This is a genomic window from Streptomyces sp. NPDC057877 (assembly GCF_042796855.1).
Taxonomy (GTDB): domain Bacteria; phylum Actinomycetota; class Actinomycetes; order Streptomycetales; family Streptomycetaceae; genus Streptomyces.
The window spans coordinates 1-17,005 of sequence record NZ_JBHVMS010000009.1; the positions used below are offsets into that span (position 1 = coordinate 1).

Sequence of the window (17,005 nt, forward strand, 5' to 3'; positions counted from 1 at the left end):
TCATGGTCGGCGAAATGCAGCTGGAACGACGAAACACCGGGCAGAGTCCCGGCGGGCGCCCGGATCTCAGCCGGGAAATTCGGCAACGTCGACAGATCGTTCCCGAACGACGCCGTCTCCGAGGTGAACCGGTCCCCGGTGAGCTGCATCCCGTCACCCGAGTCCCCCGCGAACCTGATGACCACCCGGTCCAGGCGCTGCACGAGCATGACGACTCCTTCGGAGGAAGACGGTGGGGCGGCGGGGGCGGGTCAGGCGGCGGTGCGTACGGTGCCGGGCTGGGTGGTGGGGTCGCTGGTGTGCGGTGGGGTTTCGGTGTCGTCGTGCCGGGGGCGGCCGAGGATGAGGTTCAGCAGCGGGCCGGTCATCGCGGTGGTGATCACGGCCATGACGACCATGAGGGAGTACAGGTCGCTTTCGAGGAAGCCCAGTTGCAGGCCGACGTTGAGCACGATGAGTTCGGTCAGGCCGCGGGTGTTCATCAAGGTGGCGAGCGCGGCGGAGGGCCGGGTCGGCATGCGGTTGAGGCGGGCGGCGGCGAACGCGCCGATGAACTTGCCGCCGACCGCGACGAGCAGGATCAGCGCGAGGGCGCCCAGGCCGCCCACGTCGACCTTGGACAGGTCGACCTGGAGGCCGGAGACCAGGAAGAACACCGGCAGCAGCAGGGTGGCGGTCATCTGGCCGAGGCGGTCGTGGACGTGGGTGCGCAGTTTCTCGGTGCCGGTGCGCGGGAGGATCGCGCCGAAGAGGAAGGCGCCGAAGATGTAGTGCAGTCCCACCCACTCGGTGGCGGCGGCGGACAGCAGCAGTCCGGCCAGGACGCACGCGAACACGGTCGGGGTGAGCGTGAGTTCGGGCCTGCGGGCGGCGTAGCGGCGCAGCAGGGGGCGTACCAGGAAGAGCATGCCCAGCAGGTAGGGGACGGCGAGGAGCATGCGCCACTGGTCAGCGCCGGCCGAGCCGCTGACGGCGACCACGGCGGCGAGCAGGATCCAGGCGAGGACGTCGCCGATGGCGGCGCAGGCCACGGCCATCGCGCCGAGCGAGGTGTGGGTCATCTGCCGGTCGGTGAGGATGCGGGCCAGGACCGGGAACGCGGTGATCGACATGGCGATGCCCAGGAAGAGCATGAACGCGGTTTTGTCGTCGGTGCCGTAGTCGTCGACGAGGTAGAGCGCCAGGAGCATGCCCAGGCCGAAGGGGACGAGGATGGAGCTGAAGGAGACGGTGGCGGCGAGGCTGCCGTTGCCGCGGAGCAGGGCGGCGTCCACCTCGAGGCCGACGAGGAACATGAAGACGGCGACGCCTACCGCTGCCAGGGCACTGAGCAGGGGCCTGATGTCGGTGGGGAACAGGGCGTCGGACAGTGCCCCGTTGACGACCGTGGGTCCCAGTGCGATACCGGCCAGGACTTCGCCGATGACCGCGGGCTGGCCGAAGCGGCGGGCCAGCGCGCCGAGCAGGCGGGCCAGCAGCACGATGACGGCCAGGCCGAGGAGGAGGGACGTGGTCTGATGTGTGGTCATGCGTTCTGTCTCCGTGAGCCGGGTCGTTGCGGTGCGCCCGGTGCGGGGCCTGGGCGCATCACGCCGCCAGTGGCTGCGGGTCGATGCCCGTCAGGGCGGAGAGGATCGGCGGGTGTGTCCAGTCCATGGGGGCCAAGGTGATGTCGGGCAGGCGGCGGGTGTCGCCCTTGACGCGTACCGGGCCGATGGTGGCGGTCAGCAGGGTGTGCGGTGCCGCGGTGGCGTGGTCGGTGCTCTGGGCCACTGCGTGGATGTACCAGGTGCCGTGGGGGATGTGGGTGAGGGTGAAGCGTCCGGGGGCCGGGGCGGTGTGCCAGGAGGCGGCAACGCCTTGGAGCAGGGGGCTGTCGAAGGCTCCGACGTAGGCGTTGGTGAGGGTGGTCCGGTCGGTGCGCAGGGCGCCGGTGACCAGGCCGGTGGGTCGGGCCGGTGGGGCGGCGGGGGGTGTGTCGAGGGGGGTGGGGTCGCGCAGTTCGTCGCGGGCCGTGAGGGAGAGCTTGCGGTACTGGGTGGGTGAGAGTCCGACCAGTTCGGTGAAGCGGCGGGTGAAGCTGCCGGAGCTGCTGTAGCCGACGCGGGCGGAGACGTCGGCGACGGTGAGGGGGGTGCTCAGCAGCAGGCGTTTGGCTTCCTGGAGGCGTACGGCGGTCAGGAAGCGTCCGGGGGTGATGCCGGTGACGCGGGTGAACACGCGCAGGAAGTGGTATTTGCTGACCATGGCGGAGCGTGCGAGGTCGTCGAGGGTGAGGGGCTCCCAGAAGCGTTCGTGGATGAGGGTGACGGCATGCCGTACTACGTGCTCCATGAGGGGCGCTCCCGGTCGCGGTGGTTCGTCGCGTGCTGCCGCCGGAGGTGGGGGTTTCAGTTGGTGCGGTAGGTGACGCGCAGGGCCATGTCCGCCAGTTCGGTGCGCCAGGCGGGGTCGATGGGGGCGTCGGCGATGGCTTTGCGGCCGCGTTCGACGAGGTCGGCGATGTGGCGTTCGACGTCGTCGGGGACGCCGGTGTCCAGCAGGCGGCGGCGTACTTCGTCGGGGGTGTGGCCGGGTGTGGTCATCAGGGTGCGGATGCGTTCGTCGCGCTGCATGGCCCAGCCCAGCAGCAGGGTCATCTTGTGCTGGCTGAAGTCGAGGCCTGCGGGTTTGCCGGTCTGGGCGGAGTCACCGAAGGCGTCCAGCAGGTCGTCGCGGAGCTGGAAGGCCTCGCCGATCGCTTCGCCGTACTCCAGGAAGGCGGCGGCGAGGTCGGGGCGGCCGGCGCCGTTGGCGCCCATGACCAGCGGCCGGTGGATGGTGTAGCGGCCGGACTTGATCAGGGCGATCAGGCGGGAGAGGCGGGGGTCGACGGCGAACTCGGCGGCGGCGGTGACGTCCAGGCACTGGCCGACTTGTACTTCGGAGCGCAGGCTGTGCCATTCGGCGAGCAGTGCGGGGGGTGCCTGGGCCATCAGCTGGTCGGAGTAGACCAGGGCCAGGTCGCCGATGAGGATGGCCATGCCCTCGCCGTAGCGGCGGGCCTCGCCGCGCCAGTCGTGGCGGTGGTGGTGCTGGGCGAGGGCGGTGTGCATGGTGGGTTTGCCGCGCCGCTGGGTGGAGTTGTCGACGACGTCGTCGTGGATGAGGGCGGAGACGTGCAGCATTTCCAGGCCCGCGGCGGCGGCCACGATGCCGCTGTCTTCGGGCTGGCCGCCGGCGGCGAGGTAGCCGGTGAGGCAGAAGGCGGGCCTGATGCGTTTGCCGCCCGAGGTGACCAGGGCGGACAGGGTGTCGAGGACGGCTCCGGCCCGTTCGTCGACCTCGGCGAAGCGGGTGTGCTCGGTGGCGAGGAAGGAGCGCAGGGTGTGCTCCACCCGCTGCAGCAGGTCGTCGGTGATACGGCGCACGGAGGCGGTGGGCTCCGGGCCGTCGGCGGGCCCGGAGGTCACGTCGGTGGTCACTGCGTATCTCCTTGGGCAGGGCGGGTGAGCTGGTGCGGCGGGCGTGGTCGGCGGCGCTGCGGAGCTGGGCCCGGGCCGGGGCCCCGTCGGGCGGGCGGTCTGCCGTCATTGAAGGGGCGGGCGGTCCAGTACGCCTGGAGTGCGTGTTGAACGGCCGTGCGGCAGGCGCGGGTGCGGGAGTGCCCGCGGGTGGGCGGGCACTCCCGTGTCGGAGGTGGGCTGGTGGTCAGGCCGACTTCTGCATCTCCTCGAAGCGGCGGGCCAGGGCCAGGCGCTGCACCTTGAGGGTGGCGGTGCGCGGCAGTTCGGCCTGCGGGATGTGCACGGGGTCGGCCAGCTGGGGGAAGTCGGCGACGGCGGTGCGCCAGCGGGCGGGGTCCACCGGCTGGTCGTCGACGGTGCAGATCACCGGGACCGGTTCGGAGTTGGGGCCCTGGACGACGACGAGTTCGCTGAGTTCGTCGAGTTTGCTGAGCACCACGTCCTCGACTTCCAGGGAGCTGCGCACGCCGGGGATCATGTCGACTTCGCGGTCGAGCATGTGCAGGCAGCCGAAGCGGGTGCGGTAGCCGACGTCGCCGGTGCGCCACCAGTCGCCGTCGCGGTTGGTGTCGTAGCGGTCCTGTTCGCCGTAGTAGGTCTTGGCCAGGCCGTCCCAGGCGACTTCGATGAAGCCGGGGTTGGTCTCGGAGGGGGGCTGGCCGTCGCGGCTGACGACGCGGACGCGGGCGGCGCCGTGCGGCATGGCCCAGCCCACGCAGCGGCCGTTGGCCTTGTGGGCGGAGTGGCGGAAGTAGGCGCGGCCGACGGCCGGGCCGACCTCGCTTTGGCCGTAGATCTGGAAGAACAGGGCGCCGCGCCGGTTGGAGGCCTTCAGCAGGCGGCTCATGGTGCGCGGGTGGATGGCGTCGAAGGTGCTGGAGAAGACCTTCACCGATCCGAACGGCATCCTGGGGTCGTCGGTGAGTTCCTCCCAGTCCATCAGGGAGTTGGGCAGTGCCTCGATGAACACCGGCCGGTGCTCGAGGAGGTGCTCGGCGACCTCGGCGGGGTCGGACTGCCGCATGAGCAGGACCGGGTACTCCTTGAGCAGGGCCAGGGACATCGCCGCGACCATCCGGGAGTGCACGAAGGGCACGTGGATGGCGACGGTCTCCTTCTTGCGCATCAGCGACAGCAGCCGCCACTGCGGTACCAGGCGGATGCCCTGGGTGCGGGGGGTGTGCACGACGAGTTTGGGGATGCCGGTGGTGCCGGAGGTGTGGGTGATGACGGCGGCCTCGTCGATGGGCCGGACCACCGGCTTGACGCGGGGTGCGCCGGCGAGGTCGGCGAGCAGGGTGGCGCCCTCGCGCTGTCCGGACGAGCTGATCACGCGGCGGGTGAGGTCGCCCAGGGGGACGTCGGCCAGGAGGTCGAGCTTGGCGCCGTCGGTGAGCAGGGTGGGCTGGTCGACCCGTCCCAGCAGGACGGCGACGGTGTCGGGGTCCAGGTGCGGGGAGAGGTTGACCACGACGCCGCCGATGCGGGAGACCGCGGCGGCGAGCATCCAGTGGTCGGCGTTGGCCGTCTTGAAGATCACGACACGTTCGTCGGGCCGCACTCCGGCCGCCCACAGGCGGGCCGCGAGGTCGTCGACGTGGTCGGCGTACTGTGCCACCGTCAGCCGCCGGCCCACCTCGGGCAGGACCTCCAGGTCGTGGTCCAGGGTGATCGGCGTCGACGGGTTCACGGCCGCGGCCATCTCCGGCAGGAGGCCGATGTGAAGACCGCGCTTCTGTATCGATTTGTAGACCGTAGAGCCCTTCATGGGGTCTGTCTCCTTTGGGCGCGCTGCGAGGTCGGACGGCGCGGGTGCGGGAACCGGTGGCCGGGGTGGGTCGGGGTGTCGGGGAGCGTAGGGACCGCCTCTCAAGTACCGCTCGACTCCCGGCGAAGGCCGGTGGTGGGGGCGGTTCCGTCGCGCGGTGGGCCGCCGTCGGCGCAGCGGCACCGTGGAAGCCGGCCGCCCCCCGGGTGGGTGCGGGCGCGGCCGGCTTCCTGGGGCCGGGGGTGTGCGGGTGTCAGGCGGCGCGTCCGGCGGCCGTGGCGTGGGTGCGTACCGCCTGGCGCAGCGCGGCGGCGACCCGCTCGGTCTGGTCCCCGGTGAGTTCGGCGTGCATGGGGATGGCGAGGTTGCGGGCGAACAGGTCGGCCGAGACGGGGCAGGTCTGCTTGGTCTCGAACACGGGCTGTACGTGGGTGGCCCAGGTGCCGTGGCCGCAGCCGATGCCCTGGGCGCGCAGGTCCTTGGCGACCGCGGCGCGGTCCACGCCCGCGTCGAGGGTGACCATGTAGGACTGCCAGGCGTGGGTGCGGTCCTCGGGCACGCGCGGCAGGGTGAGCAGTTCCTCGTCGGCGAGGAGGTCGGCGTAGCGGGCGGCGACGGCGGTGCGGCGTCCCAGGAGTTCGCCGATGCGGCCGATCTGCACCTGGAGGATGGCGGCGGCGATGTCGGAGAGTTTGAAGTTGTAGCCGATCTCGGTGAACTCCGGGATCGGCAGGCCGACGACCTGGGCCTGGTCGAAGATGGAGCCGATGCCGAAGGAGGAGCGCAGCCTCGCGTCGGCGCCCACCGCGGGGTCGGTGGCGATCAGGGCGCCGCCCTCGCCGCTGGTGGCGCCCTTGCGGCCGTGGAAGGACAGGCAGGCGACCTCGGCCAGGGCGCCGGCTTCGCGGCCCTGGTAGGTGGCGCCGACCGCGCAGGCGGCGTCCTCGACGACGAACAGGCCGTGGCGGTCGGCGAGGGTCTGCAGCTGGGCGTAGTCGGCGGGCATGCCGACGGTGTCGACGGCGATGATGCCGACGGTGCGCGGGCCGATCAGGTCGGCGACGGCCTGGGCGTCGATGGTGCCGGTGTCGGCGCGTACGTCGGCGAAGACGGGTACGGCGCCGACGTAGCGCACGGCGTGGGCGGGGGCGGGGAAGGTGTAGTCGGCGACGATGACCTCGTCGCCGGGCTTGACGCCCAGGGCGAGCATGGCCAGGTGCAGGGCGGCGCCGCAGTTGCTGACGGCGACCGCGTCGCCGGCGCCGTAGCGTTCCTTGAGCTGGGCTTCCAGTGCCTTGCCCCGGGGGCCCTGGCCCGCGGGCCAGCCGGAGGCGAACACCTCGGCGACGGCGGCCAGTTCCCGCTCGCCCAGGCTGGCGTGGACCAGGGGTATCGAGTCGTTCGTGCTCATGTCGCTCACGCTCCGCGCTGGGTGGGCTGGAAGTCGGCGTCGGTGGGGGGCTGGTAGCGCAGCGGGGTGAGCTGGTGGACGTCGTAGCGCTGGCGCATCTGCTCCACGGCCGCGGGGTCCACCGCCGCCCCGCCGGCCGCCCAGATCTCCGCGATCTCCTCGAAGTACAGCTCGTGGTACGGCGAGGGGTAGCACTGGAAGAGCATGCGGGCCGGTGTGCTGGAGGCGTTGCGGAAGGCGTGCGGGGTGCCGGAGGGGACGAACATGCAGGCGCCCTCGGTGGCGGTGACGACCTGGTCGCCGGTGGCGGAGCGCCAGTCGTGCCAGGTGTCGCCGGTGCGCTGTTCGGGCTCGAAGCCCAGCAGTTGCAGTTCGCCGTCCAGGACGTAGAAGAACTCCTGGGAATCGTTGTGGACGTGGGCGCCGACGTCGAAGCCGGGCGGGACGACGACCTCGAAGATGGAGACCGAGGAGCCGTCGGCCTTGGTGGCCTTGAAGGTCACCTCCTGCGCCTTGGTGACCAGTTTGCGGCCCGCTCCGGGCGGGAGGATGAGCCCGGTCATGCGGCGTTGCCCAGTTCGGTCGGGGTGTCCTCGGCCCAGGTGCCCAGCGCCATCTCGGCGGTGATGCCGGGGCCGAAGCCCGCGATCATGCCGGTGGCGCCGGGGGCGAGGGCGTTCTCCTCGAACAGGCGGCGGGCGGCCTCCAGGACGACGGCGCTGGCGATGTTGCCGTACTCGTTCAGCGTCGACCAGCTGTGCCGGAACACCCTGCGGTCGACCTCGAGGAACTTGGCGAGGTCGTCGAGGATGCGCGGGCCGCCGGCGTGGACGATGTAGAAGTCCAGGCTGCCCGCGTCCCAGCTGTGGTCCTTGGCCAGTTCGCGCAGGACGGGGGCGAGGGGTTCCATGGTGCCGGGCACGCGGCGGTCCAGCTGGAAGTGGAAGCCGGTGTCGCGGACGTCGTAGGAGATCCAGTCCTCGGTGTTGGGGATGAGGTAGGAGGCGTTGCGCTCCAGTTCGATGCCCACTCCCCCGGTGCCGCGGACCACGGCGGCGGCGACGGCGTCGCCGAACAGGCCGTCGGAGAGCAGGGAGCCGATGTCGTCGGCGTCGGGCTGGTAGCACAGCGAGCACAGCTCGCAGGAGACGATCAGGACGTTGCTGCCGGGGTGGGCCACGCAGAAGTCGTGGGCGCGGTTGACGGCGGCGCCGCCGGCCGCGCAGCCCAGCTGGGCGATGGGGATCTGGCGGGTGTCGGAGCGGAAGCCCATCTTGTTGATCAGCCATGCGGTCAGCGACGGCATCAGGAACCCGGTGCACGATACATATATGATCGCGTCGATGTCCCGGGCCGCCATGTCGGCGTTTTTCAGCGCCTCTTCGATGACCTGCGGGGTGCGCTTCTTGGACTCGACCTCGTAGATGCGGTTGCGTTCGGTCAGGCCCGGGTGCTGAAGCGTCTTCTCGATGGGCTGCACGATATGCCGCTTCTGCACCCCCGTGTTCCTGATCAGGCGAAGCGCCAGAGGAAGCTGAGGCTTTCCGCCGTGGACTCGTTCGGCGAATTCCAGGGTCTCTTCCATCGTGATGACGTATTCCGGCGCGCTCACCGCGGGCTTGCATAGCCTCGGCATATCTGGAATCTCTTTCTCTAGAGTCTGCCTTCGGTACGTGAAGAGCCTTGTTGTGCGCGGCACCCTGGCCGGCGCCGCGGGGGTGGGCCGCTCGGCTCCCGGCACGCAAAAAGGCGGCCCCCCTCTTGGTGAGGGGAGCCGCTTCGAGGGCGGGGAGAGGGGGGCCGCCGCGTCGCCGATGCGCACAAGGCGGGCGGTTCAGCGCCACACACCTGACACGGGCAGAGGCCGATCTTGCCGGTGCGGCCCGGCGGTCGCGGCGCTCAACGGGCGTCCGCGCGGCGGGTTTTGGGCAGGGGAGGCGTGCTGAAATAGTGACACGCTCGGCGTGATGGCGCCAAGAGCAGCCGAAAGTGACGTGAGTCACGCCGCGTTCGGGGGCGGGCGGCGGCGAAGTGCCGGGTCAGGCGGCCGTGTTGCGTTCCGGCGGCAGGATCAGGGTGGGCTCCAGCACGACCCGGGCGGCGGGCTCGTCGGGCTGCGGGGCCAGCGCGGGCCGGGCGCCGCGCTGCTGGCGCCAGCCCGCCTGCGCCACCACCACCGCGACATACGGGATGAGCGCCGCGCCGGCGAGCGCGCCGACGGCGACGGCGGGCCAGCGGTTCCAGGTCGCGGCCATCACCACCACACAGGCGGTGCGCACCAGCATGGCCGCCAGGTAGCGGCGCTGACGGCCCCGCAGGTCACGGGTGAGGCCGGTGCGGGCGGCGGTGATGGACTTCGCCGGGGCGGCGTCCCGGCGCCAGGGGCGGGTGTTCATGGGGCCTCCGTGGACACTCCGGCACGGCGCCGGACAGCGGATGGTCACCTTCCGTGGCGGGCCCACGCCGGGGGGGCGGCGGGGCGACGCGGTGGCGCCGTACTGGTGTCGGGACCCTCCGGGGGTGCCGGGGGCGGGCAGGGCTGTCGTGGGCGGGGCCCGGCGCGGCTGGGCGGCTGGGCGGTAGGGCGGTAGGGCGGTGGGGCGGTGGGGCGGTGGGGGAACGCGGTGGCGCCGTACGGGTGTCGGGCCTCCTCCCGGAAGTGCCGAGGGGCGGGTCCAGGGGTGAGGAGGGCTGTCGTGGGCGGGGTCCGGGGCGGTGGGGGTCGTGCGGGCGTCCGGGCCTGCCCCCCCCCGGGGGGTGGCGGGGGCTGGGACGGCGGCGGCGCGGGTGACCGGGGTTGCTGATCACCCGCGCCGCCGCTGTGGGGCCCGGTGGTTGCTGGGGCTGCTAGGTCCGGGTCAGTGTGCTTCCCGGTCCGGGGCCCGTTCCTCCAGGGCGGGCCGGGCGGTGCCCTCCAGCTGGCCGTCGGCCGTGCCGTGTCCGTTGGCGGAGTGCTCGGCGTGCTCCAGTGCCTCGCGCATCTCCTGCTCGGTGGGCTTGGCGATCTGGTTGCCGTACAGCCAGCGGCTGACCCGGTGGCGCAGTACCTCCTTGCGGCCCTTGGGGTTGGGGACGCCGTCGTGTTCCGGCGCGGGCGCGGGCAGCGGCTGGTAGTCCTCGCGGGCCAGCAGCGCGTACTCGCTGGAGCGGTCCAGGCGCTCGTGGACCTCGATGAACTCGCCGTGCGGCAGCCTGCGGATCTTCCCGGTCTCGCGGCCGTGCAGGAGCTTGTCGCGGTCGCGGCGCTGCAGGCCCAGGCAGATCCGCCGGGTGAGGATGTAGGTCAGCACGGGCACGACGAAGACGCCGACGCGGACCGCGTAGGTGATGGCGTTCAGGGACAGGCTGAAGCGTTCGGCGAGGATGTCGTTGGCGCCGCCGAAGAACAGCACCAGGTAGAAGGCGACGAAGGCGACGCCGAAGGCGGTGCGTGTGGGGTGGTCGCGGGGCCGGTCCAGCAGGTGGTGTTCGCGTTTGTCGCCGGTGGCCCAGGATTCCAGGAACGGCCACAGCGCGAACACCAGGATGATCACCGTGGGCAGGATGACCGCCGGGATCAGGACGCCCATGTTGACCGTGTAGCCGCCTGGGACGACGAACTCCCAGGCGGGCATGGCCCGTAGCGCGCCTTCCAGGAAGCCCATGTACCAGTCGGGCTGGGAGCCCTGGGAGATCTGGTCGGCCTTGTAGGGGCCGTACGCCCACACCGGGTTGATCTGGGCGATGCCGCCCATCAGCGCGAGCACGCCGGTGACCAGGAAGAAGAAGCCGCCTGCCTTGGCGGTGTAGTTCGGCACGAAGGGCTCGCCGACGACGTTCTTCTCGGTGCGGCCGGCGCCGCGGAACTGGGTGTGCTTGTGGAAGACGACCAGGATGAGGTGGACGTTGACCAGGATGAACACGATCGCCGGGATCAGCAGGATGTGCAGGCTGTACAGGCGTGGCACGAGGTCCATGCCGGGGAACTCGCCGCCGAAGGCGAGCATGTGCACGTAGGTGCCGACGACGGGGACGGCCAGCGTGATGCCGGAGGCGATGCGCATGCCGGTGCCGGAGAGCAGGTCGTCGGGGAGGGAGTAGCCGAAGAAGCCCTCCAGGATGACCAGGATCAGCATGGTGAAGCCGATCAGCCAGTTCGCCTCGCGCGGCTTGCGGAAGGAGCCGGTGAGGAAGTGCCGCAGGGTGTGCAGGCACAGCGCGGCGATCATCACCAGGGCCGACCAGTGGTGCATCTGGCGGATCAGCAGGCCGCCGCGCACCTCGAAGCTGATCTCCAGGGTGGAGGCGTAGGCCTCCGACATGACCACGCCCTGCAGCGGCACGTACGGGCCTTCGTAGACCGTCTCGGCCATGCTGGGCTCGAAGAAGAGGGTGAGCCAGATCCCGGTGAGGACCAGCATCACGAAGCTGTAGAGGGCGATCTCGCCGAACATGAACGACCAGTGCTCGGGGAACACCTTGCGGACCATGAATCGGAACCGGTAAAGCCCGAGCCGTCCGTCCGCCCAGTCGGCTATGCGTTCGCCCTTCGGCACCTCGGTGGTGCGTGTGTGCGGCGCCGTTTCGGTCGCGGTCATACCCGCGCGCCCTCCCCTCGCCGCTCGGCCGTCACAGGCACACCCGCTGCGCACGGCACGGGGCCGCCTGCGGGGGCGGCCTGCCGCGGCGGAAGCGGGCCCGTGCCCTGGAGCTGCACAAACGCTATCGACGTGCGACGCGGGCGGACAACCGCCTTCAAGCCGAAGTTAGAGCCCGCCTCGAGCGGTTCTTGAGCGGCTTTCGAGTTGCCGGGGTGCGCCGCGCCCGCCCGAGTGCGTAACGCCGCGTGGGTGGCGTCCTCGTGACACGTGCGGGGCGGCTGTTTTCCCTTCAAGTAAGCGCGCGGGAAGGCTAGTTGATCCACTGTCGTCATAGGGAAAGCGTAGGACCGCCCCCGGTGTGCCGTGCGACCGGGTGCCCCGTCAGGGGCGGCGGCGGTCCGCGGCGGGTGAGGTGCCCGCCTGGGGGGTGCGGGCGGGCGCGGCGGGGGCGCGCACGGCGGCGGGCAGCGGGCGGGCGGCGCGCGGGTCGGGGGCGGCGGCGCGGCGGCGGCGGGTGTGCGGGCCGTGGGTGGTGCTGGGCGGGCCTGCGGGGGGCGGGCCGCTGGTGCCGCGCAGTGCGGCCCGCCACAGGCGCAGGCGCCGGGTGGGCTGGTGGGGGTGGTGGAGGCGTTCGATGAGCAGGGCGGCGGCGTCGGGGTCGGTGGTCGCCGCGGCGGTGAGGCGGGCGGTCAGGCGGGCGGTGAGGCGGGCGGTGAGGCGGGCGGTGAGGCCGTGGCGGGCCGCGGGGCGGGTGGCGGCCCGCCAGGCGGGGGCGAGTTCGCGGGCGAGGGCGCGGCGCAGCCGGTAGCCCAGGCCGACGGCGGTGCCGTGCGCGCTCAGCAGGCGGTCCAGGACGAGGGCGCCCTGGATGGCGTGGGTCAGGCCCTGGCCGGGGCCGGGGTCGAAGGTGGCGTGGGCGTCGCCGATGACGAGGAACTGGTCGGGGAAGCGGCGCAGTTTCTCGTAGTGGTGCCAGCGGCCGGCGGGGGCGGTGGCGCGGTAGACGGGTCCGAGGGGGGTGGCGGCCTCGATCAGGTCGCGCAGCAGGGGGTGGCGCAGGCTGCCCGCGGCGCGCAGCAGCGCGGCGTGATCGGCGGGGCCGGCGGGGGGCTGGTCGGTGGTGAGGGTGAGGGACCAGCGGCCGCCTTCGAGGGGCTGCAGGGTGCCCTGGGTCTGCTGGCCGGGGGCGGGCAGGAGTAACAGGGCGGTGAAGTCGGCGACATGGCCGACGGGGGGTGCGAACACCGCGGTGAGGCGGGTGGTGCGGGCCTCGGTGACGGTCTGCCGGGGGGGCGGGTAGCCGAGGTCGGCCAGCCACTGCGGGGCGTGGGAGGCGTGTCCGCTGGCGTCGACGACGAAGTCGGCTGATATCAGCCGTCGGCGGGGCGGGGCGGCGGGGGTGTCGCGGGTGTTAACCCACACGCCGGTGACGGTGTCGCCGGGGCCGCCCTCGAGGCCGACCGCCTGGTGGCGGGGCAGGAAGGTGATCTTCGGGTCGGTGTGCAGGCGGCGGCGCAGCACGGCCTCGATCAGGTCGTGGCTGGCGCTCAGGTGGGGCTCGGTGCCGGGGGTGCGGGGCAGCCAGCCGCCGGGGCCCAGGACGAGCAGGTCGTGGCCGGGGCGCACGCGGACGGCTCCGGCGGCGGTGAGGTCCGCGCTGATGCCGGGGAACAGCTCGGCGAGGGCCTGCTGGGCGGCGGGGGTGAGGGTGTGGGTGCGGCGGGCCTGGGGCACGCCGCGGCGGCGGGCGGATCCGTGGGGGATCCAGTCGCGGTCGATGACGGTGACGTGGTCCATGAAGTTGGCCAGGGCCCGTGCCGCGGTGAGCCCGGCGAGGCCGGAGCCGATGACCACGCCGTGGCCGTGGCCGGTGCCCGCGGTGCCGTGCGCGTCCTGAGTCAACTCGCCCGCCCTCCTTGTACGTTGCCTCTTGCATCATGCGGGCAGCGGGCGCCGGGACGGCATGGTTTGGCCAGTCGTGTCCGGGAGTTCAAGGCGGTGTTGAGGCGTTCGCGAGCGGGTCTTGAGCGGGCCGCCCGGGGCAGCGCCCCGGCCCCGGGCGGGCCGTTTCCGGTTCTATCCGGTGGGTGCGGGTGTGGGTGTGGGTGGGGTGAGGGCGCGGTCGACCAGGGCGCCTGCGGCGCCGGTGTAGCCGTGCGGGTCGAGCAGGGCGGTGGCTTCGGCGCGGGTGAGGATGCCGGCGAGTTGCGGGAGTTCGGCCAGGACGTCGGCGAGTGGGCGGCCGGTGCGGTCGGCGAGGAGGGAGGCCTGGGTGAGCAGGTCCTTGGCGGCCGTCTTGCCGATGCGGGGGGCCAGGTGGGCGCTGACGCGTTCGGAGACGAGCGCTCCGGCGGTGGCCTCCAGGTTGGTGCGCATGGTGTCGGGGTGGACGCTCAGGCCGCGCGCGAGTTCGGCGGCGGTGTGTGCGGCGCCGCCGGTCAGGCGCAGGGCTTCGCGCAGGGGCTGCCATTCGGCGTGCCAGACCCCGGCGGAGCGTTCGTCCTCGGCTGTCAGGCACTGGGTCAGTACGGCGGCCAGGGCGGGTACTTGGAGGGCGGCGGAGCGGATCAGGGTGGCCAGGACGGGGTTGCGTTTGTGGGGCATCGCCGAGGAGGCGCCGCGTCCGGCCCGCTGGGGTTCGCTGACCTCGCCGATCTCGGTGCGGGTGAGGACCAGGACGTCCGCGGCGATCTTGCCGAGGGCGCCGGTGGTGTGGGCGAGGGCGGCCGCCAGGTCGGCGACGGGGGTGCGCAGCGCGTGCCAGGGCAGGCGGGGCGCGGCCAGGCCGGTCTCGGCGGCGAAGGCGGCGGTCAGGTCGTCGAGGTAGGCGGCGGGGTCGGTGTGGGGGCCGGCGTACTGGAGGTAGCCGGCCAGGGTTCCGGCGGCGCCGCCGAGGGCGACCGGCAGGCCGCCCTCGGTGAGGTGGCGCAGCCGGTGGGCTGCGTCGCGGACCAGTTGGTGCCATCCGGCCGCCTTCAGGCCGAAGGTGGTGGGGACGGCGTGCAGGGTGAGGGTGCGGCCGGCCATCACGGTGTCGCGGTGGGCGGCGGCGAGGGCGGCGAGGGCGGTGGCGGTGGTGTCCAGGTCGGTGATGATCAGGCGCAGGGTGCGGGCGGCGACCAGCATGGCGCCGGTGTCCAGGACGTCCTGGCTGGTGGAGCCGCGGTGCACGTACTCGGCGGCCTGCGGGGAGGTCCTTGCGACCTGTGCGGTCAGGGCCTTGACCAGGCCGACGACCGGGTTGGCGGTCTCGCGTGCGGCCAGGGCGAGTTCGCGGACGTCGTAGAGGTGGGCGTGGGCGGCGTCGGTGATGGCGCGGGCCGCTTGGCCGGGCACGGTGCCGCAGCGGGCCTGGGCGCGGGCCAGGGCCGCTTCGGCGTCCAGCATCGCCTGGAGCCAGGCGGTGTCGCCGGTGGCCGCTTCGGCGGCGGTGCCCGCGCGCACCGGGGAGAGCAGGGCCGCGTCCTGGTGGGCGGGCGGCGTGGGGGCGGGTGGGTGGGGGTTCATGCGTCCGCCTTCGCGCTCGGGGGCGCCGCGGCTGTGGCCGGGGCGGCGGGGGGCAGGGCGAGGACGGCGGCGGCGATGGCGTCGGAGTCCTCCAGGGTGACGGAGCCGACGCCGGGTCTGATCCCGGCGGCGGTCACCCAGTGCACGGATTCGGTGGGCACCCCGTAGGCGAAGCGGCGCGGGTGCGCGGTGCCGTCGGCGTCGAGGAGGTGGTAGGGCCGCTCGGACACATCCAGCCCGCCGGTCTCGTAGTCACCGGTGGGGTGGGGGATGCGGTAGGGGCGGCACTGCCGGCTGGCCAGCAGCTGGCGCATCAGGGGGTCGGCGGTGCGCCGCAGGTCGATCTCGGGCAGCCGGGCCTCGATGAGGGCGGTGGCGCGCACCCGCGTGCCGGGGATCTCGCGGGAGGTGGCGGTGAAGCAGGGGCCCAGCGGGTGTTCGGCGTCGGTGTCGATGTGCAGGGCGGGGCCGGTCACCTCCAGGATCCCGGCGTCGATGAGGGCGGCCATCTCCTCGATGCGGGAGGCGGGCGGGCCGATGGACAGGTAGGCGTTGAGGGGGGTGTACCAGCGGTCGAGGTGGTCGCGGTGGGAGTCGGCGCGCAGTCCGGCGTGGTCGACGGCGAGGCGGATCTCGTTGCGCAGGTCGCGCAGGACGTCCAGGGCGGCCTTGACGGGGCCGCTGATGTTGCCCTGGCGGGCCAGGCGGACGTCGTCGTCGAGGTGGCCGCGCAGCCAGGCGCGGAAGGCGGCGGGGCTGCGCAGGGCGTCGTCGGGGTAGGGGCGGGCCACGCGCTGCCAGTCCCAGCGCTGCGGCGCCGGGATGCGGGCCTGGTCCAGGAGGCGGTCCTCGGCCGGGCCGGGCGGGGCGTGCAGGTAGTGGTCGGTGAACTCCTCCACCGCCGTGGGCGGTTCGCCGCGGGCGGTGAGCAGGGCGGCGTAGTAGACGCCGCACACCTCCTTGGAGATCAGCGGCCACAGGTCGGCGTGGAAGTCGATGGGCCGGTTGTGCGCGCGCAGGGCGGCGATGTGCTCGGCGGTCAGCAGGCGGGGGAAGTAGCGGCCGTGGGCGCCCTTCTCGTTCTCGCCGCGGGCCTGGTAGGGCACGCCGCGCCGGGATCCGGCGATCAGGTGGGGTTCGCGGCCGGAGGGCCGGTAGACCAGGCGGCCCGCGGTGCGGGTGTAGGTGCCGCCGCGGCCCTGGGTGAACAGGGCCATGTAGTCGAAGAAGTTCAGGCCCAGGCCGCGCAGCAGCACGTTCTGGCCGGGGGTGAGGGCGGACAGGTCGACGTCGGCCGGGTTGGCGGGGGCGATGTAGGTGAGGTGGTGGCGGGCGGCGAAGCCGGCCAGTTCCCGTTCGCTCGCGGTGGGCCGGGCCGGGACGTGGCCCTGGGCCAGGACGACGGCGGACAGGCCGTCCAGCCGGGTGCCGTCTTCCAGGACGACGCTCTGGGTGGTGCCGCTGTCGTTGAGGGCGACGGCGCGCTGCCGGTGGGTGCGGACCGTGACATGGGCGGGTGCCTTGCCGGTGATCCGGGTGAACGCCCAGGTCAGATAGCGGCCGTAGAGGGCGCGGGTGGGGTAGGTGTCCGGGCCCAGGGCGCGTGCCTCGGCCAGCACGGCCGGGTCGTGGCCCAGCGGGGGGCTGGTGTCCAGGCTGCCCGATTCCAGGGCCTTGGCCCACTGGTGCAGGCTGGGCCCCTCCTCCAGCGGGCCCTCGATGGGCACGCTGGCGTCGGTGTAGACCGTCACCTGGGAGGCGACGGTGTTCATCAGCAGGTGCGGGGACTGATCGGGGCGCCAGACCCGTCCCGAGCCGGGCGGGTCGGGGTCGACGACGTGCACGGTGACGGTGTCCCAGCGGGGCGACTTGCGTTCCTGCGCGCAGAGCCGTTCCAGTACGGAAAGGCCCCGGGGCCCGGCACCGACGAGGCACACCTGTAGGTGCGCGGCCGGTCCATCCCCCGCCGGCGGAGCGGCGGCTGCGCGGGGGTTGAGGTGCCCGGGCGCGAGGGCACCGCCCGGGGGAACCTTGGCGGCCGCCATGTTGTGCGGCCTTGCGGGGAGTGCGGCGCGTGCTGCGCGGTCGCCTCCGTGCGTACCGTCCACAGTGCCTCCTTCCTGGGCCACCGTCGGGCGCGGCGCTCAACCAGGGCTCGCTTCCGCCTGGAAGGAGGGTGGAGCCGTCACCTGCGGCCCTGGCCCGGCCCCTTTCCCAACGAGCCCCGAACGAG

12 protein-coding genes and 1 pseudogene are annotated in these 17,005 nt (G+C 72.9%); all 13 read right to left on the reverse strand.

Annotated elements, in window-relative coordinates; translation table 11 throughout:
• Positions 1 to 209, reverse strand: a pseudogene (locus ACFVQG_RS26685) (2-oxoglutarate ferredoxin oxidoreductase subunit alpha); the annotation flags it as partial.
• Between the two features lie 42 nt (positions 210 to 251).
• Positions 252 to 1,529, reverse strand: coding sequence for a cation:proton antiporter (locus ACFVQG_RS26690; protein ID WP_383388132.1), 1,278 nt, complete (start codon positions 1,527 to 1,529; stop codon positions 252 to 254).
• A gap of 58 nt (positions 1,530 to 1,587) precedes the next feature.
• Positions 1,588 to 2,334: a helix-turn-helix transcriptional regulator gene (locus tag ACFVQG_RS26695; RefSeq protein ID WP_383388134.1), complete on the reverse strand. Its 747-nt coding sequence runs from the start codon at positions 2,332 to 2,334 to the stop codon at positions 1,588 to 1,590.
• A 56-nt stretch (positions 2,335 to 2,390) separates the two neighbouring features.
• On the reverse strand, positions 2,391 to 3,464 hold the full coding sequence (locus ACFVQG_RS26700) for a polyprenyl synthetase family protein (protein ID WP_383388136.1): 1,074 nt from the start codon (positions 3,462 to 3,464) through the stop codon (positions 2,391 to 2,393).
• Positions 3,465 to 3,690: 226 nt separating this feature from the next.
• On the reverse strand, positions 3,691 to 5,274 hold the full coding sequence (locus tag ACFVQG_RS26705) for a class I adenylate-forming enzyme family protein (RefSeq protein ID WP_383388138.1): 1,584 nt from the start codon (positions 5,272 to 5,274) through the stop codon (positions 3,691 to 3,693).
• 253 nt (positions 5,275 to 5,527) lie between these two features.
• Positions 5,528 to 6,685, reverse strand: a complete 1,158-nt coding sequence (locus ACFVQG_RS26710) for a DegT/DnrJ/EryC1/StrS family aminotransferase (protein WP_383388140.1) — start codon at positions 6,683 to 6,685, stop codon at positions 5,528 to 5,530.
• Between the two features lie 5 nt (positions 6,686 to 6,690).
• Positions 6,691 to 7,248, reverse strand: a complete 558-nt coding sequence (locus tag ACFVQG_RS26715) for a cupin domain-containing protein (RefSeq protein WP_383388142.1) — start codon at positions 7,246 to 7,248, stop codon at positions 6,691 to 6,693.
• Positions 7,245 to 8,321 carry a type III polyketide synthase gene (locus ACFVQG_RS26720; RefSeq protein ID WP_383388144.1) on the reverse strand — a complete coding sequence of 359 codons (1,077 nt, stop codon included), beginning with the start codon at positions 8,319 to 8,321 and terminating at the stop codon, positions 7,245 to 7,247. The genes ACFVQG_RS26715 and ACFVQG_RS26720 overlap by 4 nt, the downstream gene beginning before the upstream one ends.
• A 403-nt stretch (positions 8,322 to 8,724) precedes the next feature.
• Entirely contained in the window at positions 8,725 to 9,081 is a 357-nt protein-coding gene (locus ACFVQG_RS26725; RefSeq protein WP_383388146.1) for a DUF3099 domain-containing protein, read from the reverse strand.
• Positions 9,082 to 9,543: 462 nt separating this feature from the next.
• Positions 9,544 to 11,262, reverse strand: a complete 1,719-nt coding sequence (locus ACFVQG_RS26730) for a cytochrome bc complex cytochrome b subunit (protein ID WP_383388148.1) — start codon at positions 11,260 to 11,262, stop codon at positions 9,544 to 9,546.
• Positions 11,263 to 11,646: 384 nt separating this feature from the next.
• Positions 11,647 to 13,167 (reverse strand): FAD-dependent oxidoreductase, encoded by a 1,521-nt coding sequence (locus tag ACFVQG_RS26735; RefSeq protein WP_383388150.1) that lies wholly within the window; start codon positions 13,165 to 13,167, stop codon positions 11,647 to 11,649.
• A 174-nt stretch (positions 13,168 to 13,341) separates the two neighbouring features.
• Positions 13,342 to 14,772: a 3-carboxy-cis,cis-muconate cycloisomerase gene (gene pcaB, locus ACFVQG_RS26740; RefSeq protein ID WP_383388152.1), complete on the reverse strand. Its 1,431-nt coding sequence runs from the start codon at positions 14,770 to 14,772 to the stop codon at positions 13,342 to 13,344.
• On the reverse strand, positions 14,769 to 16,817 hold the full coding sequence (locus ACFVQG_RS26745) for an FAD/NAD(P)-binding protein (protein ID WP_383388153.1): 2,049 nt from the start codon (positions 16,815 to 16,817) through the stop codon (positions 14,769 to 14,771). The genes pcaB and ACFVQG_RS26745 overlap by 4 nt, the downstream gene beginning before the upstream one ends.
• Positions 16,818 to 17,005: the final 188 nt, after the last annotated feature.

Coding starts and splice junctions, on each gene's coding strand:
- ACFVQG_RS26690 (WP_383388132.1), bottom strand. CDS start 1,529: ATGACCACACATCAGACCACGTCCCTCCTCCTCGGCCTGGCCGTCATC.
- ACFVQG_RS26695 (WP_383388134.1), bottom strand. CDS start 2,334: ATGGAGCACGTAGTACGGCATGCCGTCACCCTCATCCACGAACGCTTC.
- ACFVQG_RS26705 (WP_383388138.1), bottom strand. CDS start 5,274: ATGAAGGGCTCTACGGTCTACAAATCGATACAGAAGCGCGGTCTTCAC.
- ACFVQG_RS26710 (WP_383388140.1), bottom strand. CDS start 6,685: ATGAGCACGAACGACTCGATACCCCTGGTCCACGCCAGCCTGGGCGAG.
- ACFVQG_RS26715 (WP_383388142.1), bottom strand. CDS start 7,248: ATGACCGGGCTCATCCTCCCGCCCGGAGCGGGCCGCAAACTGGTCACC.
- ACFVQG_RS26720 (WP_383388144.1), bottom strand. CDS start 8,321: ATGCCGAGGCTATGCAAGCCCGCGGTGAGCGCGCCGGAATACGTCATC.
- ACFVQG_RS26725 (WP_383388146.1), bottom strand. CDS start 9,081: ATGAACACCCGCCCCTGGCGCCGGGACGCCGCCCCGGCGAAGTCCATC.
- ACFVQG_RS26730 (WP_383388148.1), bottom strand. CDS start 11,262: ATGACCGCGACCGAAACGGCGCCGCACACACGCACCACCGAGGTGCCG.
- pcaB (WP_383388152.1), bottom strand. CDS start 14,772: ATGAACCCCCACCCACCCGCCCCCACGCCGCCCGCCCACCAGGACGCG.
- ACFVQG_RS26745 (WP_383388153.1), bottom strand. CDS start 16,817: ATGGCGGCCGCCAAGGTTCCCCCGGGCGGTGCCCTCGCGCCCGGGCAC.